General features: G+C 43.4%; 11 protein-coding genes. 9 read left to right on the plus strand and 2 right to left on the minus strand.

The genetic code is table 11. From position 1 onward, the window contains the following. Positions 1-25: 25 nt before the first annotated feature. From H70737_RS31015 to H70737_RS09135, 5 genes are all read left to right on the plus strand, one after another. Entirely contained in the window at positions 26-1,570 is a 1,545-nt protein-coding gene (locus H70737_RS31015) for a response regulator transcription factor (RefSeq protein ID WP_042186570.1), read from the plus strand. Positions 1,571-1,675: 105 nt separating this feature from the next. Further along, positions 1,676-3,007, plus strand: a complete 1,332-nt coding sequence (locus tag H70737_RS09120) for an extracellular solute-binding protein (protein WP_042186572.1) — start codon at positions 1,676-1,678, stop codon at positions 3,005-3,007. A 32-nt stretch (positions 3,008-3,039) separates the two neighbouring features. Continuing rightward, positions 3,040-3,912 carry a carbohydrate ABC transporter permease gene (locus tag H70737_RS09125; RefSeq protein WP_042186574.1) on the plus strand — a complete coding sequence of 291 codons (873 nt, stop codon included), beginning with the start codon at positions 3,040-3,042 and terminating at the stop codon, positions 3,910-3,912. Between the two features lie 56 nt (positions 3,913-3,968). Further along, positions 3,969-4,829 (plus strand): carbohydrate ABC transporter permease, encoded by an 861-nt coding sequence (locus H70737_RS09130; protein WP_042193549.1) that lies wholly within the window; start codon positions 3,969-3,971, stop codon positions 4,827-4,829. Positions 4,830-4,890: 61 nt separating this feature from the next. Continuing rightward, positions 4,891-6,801 (plus strand): beta-N-acetylhexosaminidase, encoded by a 1,911-nt coding sequence (locus H70737_RS09135; RefSeq protein ID WP_042186576.1) that lies wholly within the window; start codon positions 4,891-4,893, stop codon positions 6,799-6,801. A 250-nt stretch (positions 6,802-7,051) separates the two neighbouring features. Here H70737_RS09135 and H70737_RS09140 read toward each other — a convergent pair whose 3' ends face one another. Next, positions 7,052-8,254 carry an MFS transporter gene (locus H70737_RS09140; RefSeq protein ID WP_042186578.1) on the minus strand — a complete coding sequence of 401 codons (1,203 nt, stop codon included), beginning with the start codon at positions 8,252-8,254 and terminating at the stop codon, positions 7,052-7,054. Between the two features lie 24 nt (positions 8,255-8,278). Then, complete coding sequence (locus tag H70737_RS09145; protein ID WP_042186580.1) at positions 8,279-8,860, minus strand: TetR/AcrR family transcriptional regulator; 582 nt, start codon at positions 8,858-8,860, stop codon at positions 8,279-8,281. Between the two features lie 399 nt (positions 8,861-9,259). Here H70737_RS09145 and H70737_RS09150 point away from each other — a divergent pair, with 399 nt between their 5' ends. The 4 genes from H70737_RS09150 to H70737_RS29725 all read left to right on the plus strand — a co-directional run bounded on the left by H70737_RS09150 (position 9,260) and on the right by H70737_RS29725 (position 15,245). After that, positions 9,260-11,059: a cache domain-containing sensor histidine kinase gene (locus tag H70737_RS09150; protein WP_042186582.1), complete on the plus strand. Its 1,800-nt coding sequence runs from the start codon at positions 9,260-9,262 to the stop codon at positions 11,057-11,059. Between the two features lie 118 nt (positions 11,060-11,177). Then, positions 11,178-12,473 carry an ABC transporter substrate-binding protein gene (locus tag H70737_RS09155; RefSeq protein ID WP_143759572.1) on the plus strand — a complete coding sequence of 432 codons (1,296 nt, stop codon included), beginning with the start codon at positions 11,178-11,180 and terminating at the stop codon, positions 12,471-12,473. 27 nt (positions 12,474-12,500) lie between these two features. Beyond that, complete coding sequence (locus H70737_RS09160) at positions 12,501-14,132, plus strand: response regulator transcription factor (RefSeq protein ID WP_179085719.1); 1,632 nt, start codon at positions 12,501-12,503, stop codon at positions 14,130-14,132. Positions 14,133-14,231: 99 nt separating this feature from the next. After that, positions 14,232-15,245: an S-layer homology domain-containing protein gene (locus H70737_RS29725; protein ID WP_052404220.1), complete on the plus strand. Its 1,014-nt coding sequence runs from the start codon at positions 14,232-14,234 to the stop codon at positions 15,243-15,245. The last annotated feature ends 117 nt before the right edge of the window (positions 15,246-15,362 follow it).

The following is a 15,362-nucleotide window of genomic DNA, read 5'->3' on the forward strand; positions in this document are numbered from 1 at the left end:
TGTGGGAAGGAAGGAGAATGTGCACATGAAGCTGTTAATTGTAGATGACGAAGTCATTATTAGGACCGGCCTTAGCACGGTTATTAAATGGGAAGAGAATGGCATTGAGCTGCTCGCGCCGGCTGCTTCCGCAGAGGAAGCGCTGATGCGCATTCCGATAGAGTGTCCTGACATCATTCTAACCGATATTCGGATGACGGGAATGACGGGATTGGAATTGTCTCGCGAGGTTAAGCGGAATTTTCCTTACATTGAAATTGTTATATTGTCTGGATTCGATGATTTCGCATATGCACAGCAAGCGATGCGGGAAGGAATAAGTGATTATTTGCTTAAAAATAGCCGTCCTGGCGATATTATGACTGCGGTTATGCGCGTGAAGCAACGTATCGTCAGCAAACGGGAGGCTGATCATCAAGGCGCCATCCATCAAACGGCGTTCCGCTGGAAGCAGCTAGATCGCTTTCTTCGCGGGGACAACCTCCTGACGGAGCGTGAGAGTGAGGAACTGTTGATCTATTATCCTGAGCTGAGGCTCGGATCGGATATGGAGAAGCTAGAGCTATGGCTAGTGACATCTGCGTCTCCGCTGACCATGAAGGAGGAGAAGGAAGAGGAAATGAATGAAGCGGCTGCGATGATTAGAGATTCACTTGGCTGCGTCATTCTGGATTGGGACTATGGATGGCTGCTTATTTTCCGCAGGGGGCAGCCGGGCGCGAAGCGATTGGTTAAGGCGTCGATGGAGCGGGCGGAGCGCGTTTATAGCCAGCCTTTTTTTGCAGCATGCGGTGTATGGGCCAGCAATTTGGCAGAACTTAAGGAGTCACTTCGCACCGCCGAACATACCGCCTCGTACCGCTGGTTGGCAGAGGAAGCAAGAATGCTGGCCTATGAGGATATTAAAGACCGGAAAGGAATGCGGACCGTTTGTACGGAAGAAGTGGAGAGTAAGCTAACCGCCGTTCTGAGAAGCGGGAGCCGAGAAGTCGTACAGCAGTGGATTAAAGGTGAACTGGAGAGCATTAGACAGGATGCGGAAGCGACGCCTTGTTCCGTTCAAGCGTATTTGCATTCCTTGATTGTTGGGGGGTACCGCTGGCTAGAGCGTGCAGCAGCATCCGTTGGTCAAACGATGCCAAAGCTTCCACAGATTGAACAGCTGGACATAAAGCTGCTTACTGCGAATCCAGAAGAAACTTTGCAGCAGATGCTGCTTGCAATCCATGCGCAGTATGAACGATTAAATGGCAGCCGGAATGAAGCCATTGACCGAACTGTAGCCTATATCCGCGAGCATCTTGCAGACAGCTTGTCTTTGGCGCAGGTAGCGGCATGCGTACATATGAATCCGAACTATTTTAGCAAGCTGTTTAAACAGGAAACAGGTAAAAACTATATTGAGTATGTAACGGAAGCGAGAATGGAATGGGCTAGCCGTTTGTTGAAGGAAACGCCAGCGAAGGTGAGCGAGATCGCTAAGCGGGTAGGATATGAGGATATGAAGCATTTTAACCAGCTGTTTAAGCGTTACAGTGGCGAAACGCCTTCGCAATATCGTTCAAGATGAATCGATGAAGGTGAAAATATCCCCCGTAAGGGCTTAATTTTCCCCCCTACGACTTCACGTCTGTCTTATCTATACTAGGGTTATCACTAAAGGGGGAATATTTGAATGAAGAAGAGATTTGTGTTTATAACGACAATTATCTTAATGATTGCCCTTTTGGCAACCGCTTGCAACAATAGCGGAAACAAGGAACAGAGCAATGAAGGTAACAAAAGCTCTGAAGAAAAAACGAAAATTTCAATATGGCATAACTTCGCGGGAGACGATCTTCGTGCCAAAGCGGTTAGAGACCTGATCGACAAGTATAAAGAGGAGCATCCGGAGGTTGAGGTAGACGCGCAAGCGATCCCGGTTGACGGTTACCGTCAACGCCTAAGCACAGTGGCTGCAGCAAATGAAATGCCAGACGTATTTTTCGTTTATGCGGGCAGCCAATCCCAAGAGTTCTATGATGCCGACAAGCTTCAACCGATTACAGAGTTGATGGATAAATACCCAGAATGGAAAAACAATTTCTTGGCAGGGGCATTCGACCGCTATGAGTTTGAAAAAGGACAAATCTTCACAGCGCCGCTCGGGATGTCAGCAACTTCGTTCATGTATTATAACAAAGATCTTTTCGAGAAGCATAGTGTAAAAGTGCCGACTACTTGGGAAGAGATGATGACTGCAATTAAAACGTTCAACGACAACGGCATTACGCCGATTGCCCTCGGCAATAAAGCGCCATGGGTTGCACAATCGACGATTATCGGTTCGTTGGCAGACCGCGTGACGGGCACGGAATGGTTCTTGAAAGCTGCAGCTCAAGATGGAGCATCTTTTACAGATCCTGTGTTCATTGACGCTTTGGGCAAGTACAAAGAGCTCGTTGACAATAAAGCGTTTCAAGATGGCGCAAACAGCATCGACAACACGCAAGCAGAGCAATACTTCATTCAAGGAAAGGCAGCTATGATGATTAACGGCGCATGGTCGCTTACGAATCTTGCAGCATCCGCAACTCCTGAGCAGTTGGCACCTATCGAAGTCACAACAATGCCTGGCATAGAAGGTGGAGCAGGCAAACCGAATACGATTTCCGGTGGCGCAGGCGCAGGCTTCGCGCTTAACAAAAATACAAAAGGCGCACAGAAGCAGGCAGCGCTTGATCTGATCTACGCAGTAAGCGGACCGGATGGCCAAAAGGCGATCGCAGAAAGCAACTCAATGGTTATGTACAAAGTAGAACTGGATAAGTCGAAAGTAAGCCCGCTTTACTTCAAAGCTTATGAATTGGCTGTGAATTCTGAAATTACGCCGGTATATGACGCCTATTTATCTGCTGAAGCAGGCGAAGTGATCAACAACGGTCTTCAAGAGCTTATGATGGGCGGTAAGCCGGAGGATGTAGCTAAAAAACTGCAGGATGCGCAAGCGCGTTCGACTAAAAAGTAATCAGACAAAAGTACGTAAAGGAGGCTGTCGCCATGCCTGCATCATTGCGCAGCAGAAGCTTCGTCATCATGGCGCTGCTTCCTGCACTACTCATCTTTATTATCTTTGCGATCGTCCCGATTTTTTGGTCAGCTTACTACGGTTTCTTTGAGTGGAAGGGACTCGGTGCTGCTAAGCTTATCGGGTTGGATAATTATCGAATGATACTAGAGGATCCAGTATTCTGGAGAGCACTGAAAAACAACCTGATCCTTGTTGTCTCGGCAGTAATAGGTCAAGTATCGGTCGCATTGCTGCTGTCATTGTTCTTGCTCAAGAACACGATGTTCAATCGGTTGATGCGCTCCGCTGTATTTCTCCCGATGGTGCTGTCTACAGTCGTCGTCGGTCTCATCTGGGGCTATATTTATCACCCGCAAATCGGTTTGCTGAATCAATTATTGGAGACGCTGGGACTGGAATCTTGGCGCCGGCCTTGGCTAGACGACCCTAAAATCAATATGTTTGCCGTATCGATCCCGATTAACTGGGCGAATATCGGCCCGTATCTTATCATTTTCATCGCTGCACTCCAAAATATCTCTTCAGAAATTGAAGATGCTGCGAAGATCGACGGGGCGGTAGCCTGGAGAAAGCTATTTTTCGTGACGCTCCCGATAATTTGGGGAACAGTTGTTGTAACCATCGTACTGTGCATATCTGGAAGTTTGAAGGCATTCGACCATGTTATCGTCATGACGCGCGGCGGTCCTGCACAATCGACAGAATTGCTCGCCACATATATGTACAATAACACCTTTACGGTATACCGTTACGGCTACGGCTCTGCGGTATCCACAATGATTATTCTGATTAGCGCCGTGCTCATTGGCCTAAATCATATCATCACGAAGAGACGCGGCTAATGGGCGGTCGGCTAATGTTAGCCCGGCCGATGAAGGAGTGAATCGCTATGCAAGCAATGATAGACGCTCGGTCGGAGAAGATGAGAGGCTCTCTGTGGCGTAAGCCGATTTCCGGAATTGCGAAAATCATCCTGTTATTTTATGCCATAATTACATTGTATCCGCTATACTGGTTAGGAATAAGTGCATTCAAGTCGAATCAGGAATTTTTCAATCGTCCCTATTCCTGGCCGCAGCATTGGCAGTTCGACAATATAACCCGGGCATGGGATCTCGGAAATATGGGCCGGGCGGTGCTCAACTCCACAATTGTTACCCTCTCAGCACTGCTGCTGACCATTGTGCTCGGTATGCTTGCAGCTTATGTACTTGCTCGGTTCCCATTCAAGTTGAGTGGCGTTATAAAAGGATTGTTCTTGCTAGGCATGCTCATTCCAATTCATAGCACACTCGTTCCATTGTTTATTTTCATGAACAAGCTCGGGATGCTTAATACGTACTGGTCACTCATCCTACCGTATACGGCATTTGAATTACCAATTGCGATCTTCCTTGGAATGTCCTACATCGTATCCATTCCGAGAGAAGTAGAGGAAGCGGCGATGATCGACGGCAACGGCTGGTGGGGAATCTTCGGACGCATCATTTTCCCATTGTCCCTGCCGATCGTCGCTACGATTACAATTCTTGCATTTTTGAGGTTTTGGAATGATTTCTCCTTCGCGCTCGTCTTTATTAATTCTCAAGCGTTGAAGACGCTGCCCCTCAGCTTGTCGCTCTTCTCCGATGGATTCGGAACGGACTACAGCTTAACGATGGGCGCGATGTTTATTGCTGCAATACCAACCATTCTCATCTTTTTGATCTTCCAAGAGCAAATTATGAAAGGCATGGTAGCAGGCTCGGTCAAAGGTTAACACCTTGATCGAGTTTTTGGTGTAATTTTATATATATTTCATTATTGTGGAGGGATTGATAGTGAAGTTACATTTTATAGGAGAATTGAGCGAGCTTCAATCAGGACTTCGGTTGCTGCTTGCCGAACTTAAGTCAGAATGGTCGGAGGATGGAATTCCCGTTTTAATAGAACCGTCTTCAGGAGAACTGGAAGTGGGTTATGATGGTAAAAGCGCTTATATTCGTTACGGCGCTAAACATCAATTTTTTCGAGGCTTGGGACTGTTGATTCAGAAGATTAGGGGCGGAGAGAGCTTTCAAATTACAGAGCAACAACAATTCGATGTGATCGGTCCGATGTTTGATTTATCGCGCAATGGAGTGCTAACCGTTGAAAGCTTCAAGTTTATGCTGCGTAAAATGGCGCTGATGGGCTTGAATAGCGTCATGCTCTATTTGGAAGACACTTACGAGATAGAAGACGAGCCTTATTTCGGCTATATGCGCGGCCGTTACTCGGCGGCGGAGTTGAAGGAAATCGACGATTACGCCGATCAATTCGGCATTGAAGCGTTCCCGAGCATTCAAACACTGGCTCATTTGGAGGAGTTTTTGAAATGGGAGCCGGTAAAGGAATATAAAGATACAAAAGGCGCGTTGCTAGTTGGAGCGGAGAAGACCGATCGTCTGGTCGAAAATATGATTGTCAGCATTAGCGCGCCGTTCCGCAGCCGGAAAATCCACATCGGCATGGATGAAGCGGAAGAGCTTGGACGCGGTAAATTTTTGGATCGCAATGGACATATGAACCGTTTTGATATTATGACAGGCCATCTGGAGCGGGTGCTCGCAGTAACTCGACGCTTAGGGTTGAAACCGATGATGTGGAGCGATATGTTCCTGAAGCTGGCTTCAGCTAACGGTGAAGATTATTATGGCCATGAGACGCAAATATCAGAGGACATGTCGAGCCGCATTCCTAAGGACATAGATATGGTTTACTGGGACTATAACCACGTCGAGGAGAAGGACTACGAAACATTGATCGCCAAACACCGGCCGCTCGGTAATAATCTTATTTTTGCGGGTGCTGTGTGGGTATTCAATACGTTCGGCGTCAATTACGGGCTATCCTTGCCGGCGACCGATGCAGCGCTGACGGTATGCAAGAAGGAAGGCATCCGGGAAGTTTATGCGACGATGTGGGGTGACGACGGAATGGAGAGCAATCCGTACATCGCTTTGCTCGGCTTGCAGTTTTATGCGGAGCATGCTTATTCTTCGTCGACGCCGACTGACAAGGCGCTGGCCGAGCGCGTTCGGTTCTGCACCGGCATCGAGGCGGACGCTTACATGGGGCTGAAGTATTTGGACGAGACACCGGGAGCTGCACCAAATAATCAGAAGCAGAGCAATCCGTCTAAGTTTCTGTTGTATCAGGATGTACTGTTGGGGCTGTTCGACAAACAGATTGATGGGCTAGATATGGCGGCTCATTATGCATGGGCGGAAGGCGAAATTGCAAGCCGCAGAAAAGCTGAGGCAGAGCTAGATTATTTGTTTGAGGTGCCACAAAAGCTATGTGCGGTGTTGAAGCAGAAGAGCGAAATCGGTCTTGAGCTGAAGCGGGCTTATGACAGTGGAGACAAGGCAGTGCTTAGGCGGATTGCAGAGGATGTTTTGCCCGAAATTTCGCTGGGTGTGCAAAATCTTCGCGCCGCACACCGGAAGCAATGGCTATCGATGTTCAAACCGTTCGGCTGGGAGGTGCTCGATATTCGTTACGGCGGCGTTGTAAGCCGGCTGGATACAGCGAGCATGAGGCTGTTAGAATATGCGGACGGAAAGCTCGAACGGATCGAGGAGCTGGAGCAGGAACGATTGCTGTATAGCACGACGAACCGTTTCACCGACAAAGGTGCAGGCTGGTGCAGCTATTATTACCGTATGGCGTCGCCTAACGTCTTTTTCCATGTGATCAATCCATTCTAGGTTGAAGAATTATTCTCAAGCAAATTGAAATCAAAGGTACTGGTCATGAAGTGATGGTTAGGGGCTCCGTTTTTTGTATATTTAATGTACAAGCAGTGGGAACGAGGATAAAATACGTGGTGAAGACTGTAAATGATTAGATATAAAGAAAGCTGTCGAGACATTCTCGACAGCCTGAGCAGCTCGTGTCCCCATAGAGGGCGAGCTGTTTTTATTTTGTAAATCTTACTATTCGCAGTTGTTCCTTACCTTAGTTTACCAAGCCATTAGTAGCTTGTTTTTCTTTCCATACCATCGTAATTACAAGACCAATAAACATAATGACAGCCGCAAAGAGATATGGATAGTTGATGTTTACATCAAATAATACTCCGCCTAATGCAGGTCCGATGATATTACCAAGGCTAGTATAGGTTGAGTTCATGCCAGCGACAAAGCCTTGCTCTTTTTCAGCCGTTTTTGATAAATAGGTCGTTAGTGCTGGACGGAGTAGGTCAAATGCGAGAAAGATGAAGCAGGTTACTAGCAGAACAGTTAAATAGTTATTGATTATGGTGGAGGCTACAGCTAAGGCTACGCCAGCAATTAAGCAGAGTTGAATGAGCTTTTTTTCACCGAGCTTATCTACCATTTTACCGAATAAAAAGACCTGAACAACCACCCCGAAGATTGAGCTTATTGTAATGATGGTTGCAATATCCCGTGGAGTGAAGCCAAATTTATGATCAGAAAACAGGCTAAACACAGTTTCATATGCCGATAAGCCAAAGGCGAGGACAAACACTATTATAAACGCAATAATATATGCTGGATGAAACGAGCGTTTCAGATCACTGATAAAGTTGGTGTCTTTTTTAAGTTTACTGATTTCCAAAAGCTGCTCTTTGGATAGTGGCTCTTTCAGAATAAATATCGACGAAATACAAGTGATTAAGGCGAAGCCAGCAGCAAAATAGAATGGAGCACGTATACCTAGTTCAGTAATAAATCCTCCGATTCCTGGGCCAATAATAAAACCGATACTAATGGCGGCAGAAACATAACCCATTGCCTTAGGTCTTTCCTCTACTGAGGTGATGTCCGCAACATAGGCTGTGACGGCAGGCATAATGAATGCACCAGCAATCCCTCCAAGAATTCTGGCGATATAAAGAACGGATACATGTGTGCCTAAACCAAAGATTAATTCCGATGCACTGAAGAGCACTAAGCCGATAACGATCATTTTTTTTCTGCCGTAAGTGTCAATCCAACGCCCTGCCAGAGGAGACATGAGTAATTGCGCGAATGCAAATGCTGCTACAAGATACCCCATCGTTTTACCTGACAAATGCATAATGTTCATAAAGGATGGCATAACAGGGACGATCAACCCAACGCCTAGAAAAACAATGAATATATTACTTAGCAAAATGAGTAAGACTGTTTTTTGTTCTTTCAATGGTTTCTTCATGAAGTAATACCTCTCTTTGTAGAATCAAAGCTGTGAAATACCTCTCCAAAATACGGTCCATGAGGCATTTAGTTTTTCATTTAAACGGATTTCATTATTGCCATACACAAGCTCTAGCATGATCGAATCAACTACACCTAAAAAGGCAAGCGTTGGGATGGAGGCAGCATCTTCCATGATGACTTTGGCATCGATCCAAGCTTGGAATTTACTTTCAAGTACGGGTTGAATCTTTTTCTCTGTGTCGATTACTTCTTCATCAATCGCTGTAGCAAGATGGGGCGGTGGAAAAAAAGAGATACGCAGCCAAAACTTTAACTGCTCGTTCTTTTGAAACATATCAATGACCAATTGCAGATATCCTAATAAATCTGTTTTAGGATTATGAGTCCCTACCTTACTCAAATATTGTAGTTTGGATGAGATTTCTGTCTCTTTGGCATCTTGTAGAACTTGCAGAAAAAGATCATCCTTCCCTTTGAAATGGGCATAAAGAGATTGTTTTTTCATCCCGACTTGCTCAGCAATTTGAGACAAAGAAGCCCCCTCATAACCATGAGTTGTGAAACATTTCAAAGCAATGTCTTTAATTTCTTTACTTTTCAAAAAAAATCACCTCGATATTAACGAACGTTCGTCAGTTATACTATCAAATTAAATTATTTTATGCAAATGAATATTGTTTGAAGTGAGTCTTCCCTTTTAACATATCCTTAATTCTCAAGCGGTTTGAAAAGACGATTGACCGAACTAAAAGAGCTGATCCTAAAGTAGAACTTTCTACAATAGTGTCGGCTCTTTTTCATTTTGAATCAGCTCGTAAGCGATGTCGAAAGATGAAAATAAACTCGGATTTATTTGTGAAGTAAATTTGAATGTGTAATATTCTGAGTACTTTTGTCGCCATGCAGGAAGTAGCACAAATTTAAGGGAATATGTTGTTCAATATTCATGGTGAGGTAGAAGTAAGCGTTTATAAGTTATCTTTTAAAGGGGAGGGAACTTATGAGAAAAAATTGGCGGATGTCTAGCACATTAAGGCTTTTTTTTATACTGGTAGTCATTCTGCCGATCATCTTATTCTCCATCATTATTCTAAATATTTATAAGCGAGATATTCTTCAGCAAAATACATCACGATCTCAGCAAACGGCTCAAGCGATCTCCTATTCCGTTAGTCAGGAAATAAGGAGGTTGACGGGACTATTTGCTTCCATCGGTATGGACAGGGATGTGATGGCAAAGCTTTATGAAATTAATCGTAAGAGTGGAGTCGAGAAACAGCAGGCTTACTATGAGCTAAAGGTCTTAATAGAGAAGTACACGGCATCCATCTCAGGACGAGTACTGTCGGTGAACTTCCTATTTAAAGACCATCAATCCTATTCGTACTTAAAGAATTTGAATTTGGATGATTCTTATTTTCGCCAAAAAACGTGGTATGGGCAGGTGCTAAATAATCCCGATAGCGTTCATTTTCTGGGGATGATGCCCAATATTTTATATGGTAACTACAATCCTTACAATATGGTTGCTGCCCTATCTCCAAGTGTAATCAATCCTTTATCCCAGCTAGAAATGATTCTTTTTACGTTTGAGAGTAGTGCCTTTGATCATATTTTGCAGTCACGTGATAATACGGAATCCAGCCTTTTTATCGTCACAGAGGAAGGTCAAATTATCTCATCCAATACCCTTGCCTCTAGAGGGGGGGGATTCCAAATGCACTGGTTCGCAAATCGTGGTCCGCAGGAAAAAGGGTACGTTGTGGATGTTAATGGTGAAGATAGAAATTTGATAACCTACGCCAAGATTGATCAGACTGGATGGTGGCTTGTACAGTCTATTCCATATGCTGATCTAACAGCCAATTACCTTAGTGTGAATTATATCGTATGGGTGTTTGCATTGATGATCATCTTAGCATTTATTCTTGTTTCATTTTACTTTGTATCTAATGTTACTAAGCCGTTAAATGAGCTTCTCCGGCAAATGGATCTGGTTACTGAAGGTGATTTAAACGCTAAATTTATGAGAACCGGCAGCCTGGAGCTAATTAAGCTTGGGCATTCTTTTAATCACATGACGGAACGTATTCAGGATCTGCTCTACCATCATGAAAGGCAAGAGGTGGAGAAGCGAAAGGCGGAGTTTGCAGCACTTCAGTCGCAGATCAATCCACACTTTTTAATAAATACGCTCAATTCAATCAAGTTTATGGCTTTAATCAGTAAAGCAGATAACATACGGAATATGACACATGCGCTAACTCGTCTGTTGGCTTCTTCTTTTAATCGAGGTGGAATTCTGACTACGATTGATGAGGAAATAGATCATTTAAAGAATTATTTGTATATTATGGAGATTCGTTTTGGTAGACCGATTCAAACGAGATGGGAAGTAGATGAGGATTTAGCAGGTTATTATATATTGAAATTGCTACTACAACCTATTTTAGAAAACAGTATTATTCATGGACTAAAGAATGTTGACTATCCTGGTATCATCGAAATCATAGTGAGCAAACAAGCGGAAGATCTTCTTATAACTATAGCTGATAATGGTGTAGGCATGTTGGATATGGATGCTCAGGAATATGACAGCGATGGTATACGCCATCAGCATTCTTTCAGTGGTATGGGAAACAGTAACGTTAATAAGCGAATTCAGCTACATTACGGGAGGCGTTACGGTTTAAAGTACGAGAAGAATAAACCTCAGGGAACGATAGTATCGATAAGACTACCGTTGATCGACACGCCGGAGGAAGAGATGCAGGATCAGTTGTTAGGGGAGGGAGGATGAAGCAAAATGCTGCGGAGGATCATAAAAGATCATAGTCCAGAGGGAAAACATCATTCATGTGTAACTTCAGAGGAGGTATGATGGTATAAACTTTTTTCGAAGGCTGTGATTAATAGAAGTGAAAATAATACTCCGTGTGTCTTTAATAGGGATCATTTCTCTTATTTTTGTAGGTGGCTTCTTCTCTTTAAGTAAGTTCAGTCCCAAAGGAGGGGCAATAGAGCAACAACAGGGAAAGGTGAATCTGGATCAACCGATTAAAATAAAATTCGGCATGTGGGAAGCGAAGACAGATATCAAATTTTGGACGGAAAAGGTAAGAGACTACTCTAAAATTAAGCCTAATGTAACGGTTGAAGTAGAGACAATTCCCGATAATAGCGGTCAGTATTTAAAGGTTCGTTTAGCAGCCAATGATTTGCCGGATATTTTTTACCTGAAGCCAGATGACCTACTCACTTACAAAGCAGTACTTCTTCCACTGGATGGATTAACCGCAGCAAAAAACAATAAATATCCCGCTAGATTAGATCATTCCATTCTTGGTCTACCACTTGTATCCTTCTCTGAATATGTCTATTACCATCCAAGTATCTTTCAAGAGGCCGGCGTAGAGATTCCGCAAACGATGGATGAATTTATGGATGTGATGATGAAGATTAAAGCGCATGGCAAATATATTCCGATTGCGATTGGCGGGAAAGAGAATTGGACGTTTTATCCTTTCACTGAGTTCGGACCACCTCTACTATCCAAGGATGAGAATTATTTATCTTCAATCGCACAGACAAAACGCCCTTTCGGAAAAGGTTCTCCTTTCGAGAAAGCAGCAGTGATGATTAAGAAAATAGCAGAGAATGAACTAGCAGGGCCCGATGCACTCAATATTGGTGTGGATCAGGCAACGCTGCTGTTTCAAAATAATAAAGCGGCTATGCTTGCACTCGGTCAGTGGTACCTTAGAGATCATTTATCCAAAATGAAGGATGATAAAGATTTAGATGCGTTCACATTGCCCTGGAGAGAGACAACTTCAGAGCGTTTGCAGGCAATCACTATGCCAGATCAATATATGGCGATCAATAAAAATTCCAAAAATACGGAAGAAGTTAAAGCATTTTTGGAGTGGGTATTTAGCCGGGATGTTTACCAAGTGTATATTAATTATTCGCAAAATTCATCGACAGTGATCAATATTGAATCATTCCTGCCGTTCTTCAACAATGTTCAAGAGAAGCACCCCTTTGAGCCGTTTATGTACCTGGGGATCGATGAGAAGTTTGAAAAAGTAAAAAATGCCATACAGTTTGATGAAAAGAAGGCTGCACAAGAAATTTTTTCAGGTGCTGAGGTGTCCGATATTCAAGAAAAATTGAATGATGATTGGGAGATAGCGGTTGAGGCTTTGAGGTAATCCTATAGATCAATTATGGAGGGATTTATGATGAAATTTAAAGCTCTCATTGTTGATGATGAACCATTAGCTAGGTTAGCCCTCCGGGAGTATATATCCATTGCTTCGACCGATTTTGAGATTGCAGGGGAAGCAGGAGATGGTAAGGAGGCATTAAATATGCTGAAAATCCATCAGGATGTGGATCTAGTTCTGGCGGATATTCAAATGCCAAATATGAATGGAGTAGAGCTACTCGAAGCACTGAATAACACTACTTTTTCGAATCAACCGTTAACCATCATGCTTAGCGCATACGGAGATTATTCTTTTGTAAGAGATTCCTTTGTGCTCGGCGCCTTTGATTACATTGTTAAAGCCAAGTTAGATGAAACTTATATTGCACCGGTACTGACTAAGACTGTGGATGAATTGAAGCGGCGGCAAAGCTCCTCAAAGACAGTATCAACCTTAGAGGACGTAGAAGCTTCGATCTGTTCCGTTCTGCATCGACTTTGCCTATCGGATTCTTTAGAAGTGACAGATGATGATATAACACCTTCGTTGGAGCTTGTTCGAAAGCATATGGGGGAAAAAAATCTGGAGGTTGCGCTTCTTAGGTTATCAGATACCGTTCAATTTGAAGATTCACACCGTATGATTATGCAGACGATACGAACGGTAACGAATCGAAGTAGAAGTGAAGGGATCTGCAAAGTATGCAGATATGATGACAGGCATTATGTTTTGTTCTTCTCTTTTCCAGAGCAATGCAGCATCATCGCCATTCGTAGATTGACAGACATAATCTTGTCTGAGGTGAGCATGAGATTAAAGCAATTCATTAATTTGAAGCTTTCTATGGGAATCAGTGATATTGTGGATGGTCATCAGCAGTGGAACCGATTATTCCGCCAAGCTGAACGATTAGCAGGGTTGAGTTTCTACCAGGGGTACAATCGATTATATTATCCGGAAGCTGAAAGGCGTCCATCTATTAAGGAAAGTGACTGGAAAGAAGCATGGTATTTGGCTAGAACCGAAATGCTGAAGTCATTAAGTGATCCGGATTTAATGAAATGGCAGGAGGTCTATGAACACTGCTGTAGCTTGTTGATTCAGCGATACCCTTGTTCACCTGAGCTTATCAAATCAGATGTAGTCGATATGACTTGGGAGGCAAGTGCATTAATTTATCAAAAAGGCGTTTCTTGGGAAAAACTTCATGATAAGCTGCCTTATCCCATCACGGATCATATTTATAAGCAGGAAACCTGGGAGAATACGGTGCATTGGTGCCGACTGTTCTTGGAACATCTGCATCAAAAGCTGCATCCGAAAGATCAACCCAAGGAATGCTTTCTTAGCCCTGTTGTTGCTAAAACGAAAGAGCTCATAGAGAAAAACTTTAACGAAGATGTCCATTTGTCGAATATTAGTCAGATTGTCGGTGTAAGCGAGAGCTATTTAAGCAAACAATTTTCCAAAGAAATAGGTGTTAATTTCATTCAGTTTCTGACGAATCTGCGAATCGAGAAGGCTAAAAAGGCGCTGGAAAGCGGAATGAAAATATACGAGGTATCTGAGCAAGTAGGATACGTGAATCCAGAACATTTCAGTCGTATTTTCAAAAAAATCACAGGGATTAGTCCTTTAGCTTATCGCAGAGAGAATGAATAACAAAAATAATCAATGTTGAACAAAATAAATCATGTGTATCCGATTTCAAAATCCATATGATAGGGGGGAGTTAAAATTCACGGGTGAAGGGATGTTCTTATGAGACGCAAACGATTCACATTCGCACTAATCTGTACGTTATGTTCTTCCATGTGGTTGAGTACAGTCCATGCTGAAAAAGTCTCTGACTTCGAGATGCAGACATCAGCTACTGAATCTGCTAATTCTACGTTCACCGTTACATTAAAGGGGAAAGATATTCAAGACTTATACGCATATGAAGCTAAATTTAATTTTGACCCGAAAGTGCTTGAGATTGTAAAAGCAGAAACGAAGATCAAAGGCTTTTCTGTATCTCCAATCGTTAAAAACAATGAAATTACGATAGCCCATACCAAGATCGGAAATGTGAATGGTGAAAAGGGTAATTTGGACATTGCCACGATTACCTTTAAAGCTAAAAGGGCTGGTACAACTGCAGTAAAATGGACCGCATTAAAGGTTCTTGATCGTAATCTGAAAGATCAGGAATTTACCCCGAATCAATCCTCAACATTCACCAAGATTTTCAGCGACATCGTCTCACATTGGGCGAAGCAAGATATCATGGAAATGGTCACTAAAGGAATTGTTGAAGGCATGGATGCCGACAGCTTTGCCCCGAATAATAACATCACTCGCGCACAATTCGCAGCTCTTATAGCCAGAGCATTAGATCTTACAGAAGGTTCTGGAAGTAATCCGTTTACGGATGTGAAATCAGGAGTTTGGTACGAAGATACGGTAAAGAAAGCTTATGCAGCCGGAATTATTAGTGGTTTGTCGAAGACGAAGTTTGCCCCGGAAAAAAGCATTACCCGTGAGGAAATGACGACGATGCTGATGCGTGCGAAAGCTTATGCTTCCGGCGTAAAGGTCGATAGTATGGCCTCAGATTCCACTACTGCATTTAAAGATGATAGTAAAATAAGCCCGTGGGCTAAAGCGTCGGTGGGGTTTGCCTTGAAATCAGGATTAATGAAAGGTAGAACTCAGACTACTTTTGCACCCAAAGAATCTGCCACAAGAGCCGAGTCAGCCGTTGTTATCAAGCGATTGTTAAATTCCAAGTAATACAAAAAAACATATAATGACGCACCTTCTTATGGAAGGAGGGCACATTATGTCCTTGTGATGTCAAAAACATACAATTAAAGGAAATATGTGAATTGATAATGTTCATTCTACTTA

This window comes from Paenibacillus sp. FSL H7-0737, assembly GCF_000758545.1.
GTDB lineage: Bacteria > Bacillota > Bacilli > Paenibacillales > Paenibacillaceae > Paenibacillus_AQ.

Bases quoted from the DNA above. Each gene is read 5' to 3' on its own strand.
- H70737_RS31015 (WP_042186570.1), top strand. From the start codon at position 26: ATGAAGCTGTTAATTGTAGATGACGAAGTCATTATTAGGACCGGCCTT.
- H70737_RS09130 (WP_042193549.1), top strand. From the start codon at position 3,969: ATGATAGACGCTCGGTCGGAGAAGATGAGAGGCTCTCTGTGGCGTAAG.
- H70737_RS09160 (WP_179085719.1), top strand. From the start codon at position 12,501: ATGATGAAATTTAAAGCTCTCATTGTTGATGATGAACCATTAGCTAGG.
- H70737_RS09125 (WP_042186574.1), top strand. From the start codon at position 3,040: ATGCCTGCATCATTGCGCAGCAGAAGCTTCGTCATCATGGCGCTGCTT.
- H70737_RS09140 (WP_042186578.1), bottom strand. From the start codon at position 8,254: ATGAAGAAACCATTGAAAGAACAAAAAACAGTCTTACTCATTTTGCTA.
- H70737_RS09120 (WP_042186572.1), top strand. From the start codon at position 1,676: ATGAAGAAGAGATTTGTGTTTATAACGACAATTATCTTAATGATTGCC.
- H70737_RS29725 (WP_052404220.1), top strand. From the start codon at position 14,232: ATGAGACGCAAACGATTCACATTCGCACTAATCTGTACGTTATGTTCT.
- H70737_RS09150 (WP_042186582.1), top strand. From the start codon at position 9,260: ATGAGAAAAAATTGGCGGATGTCTAGCACATTAAGGCTTTTTTTTATA.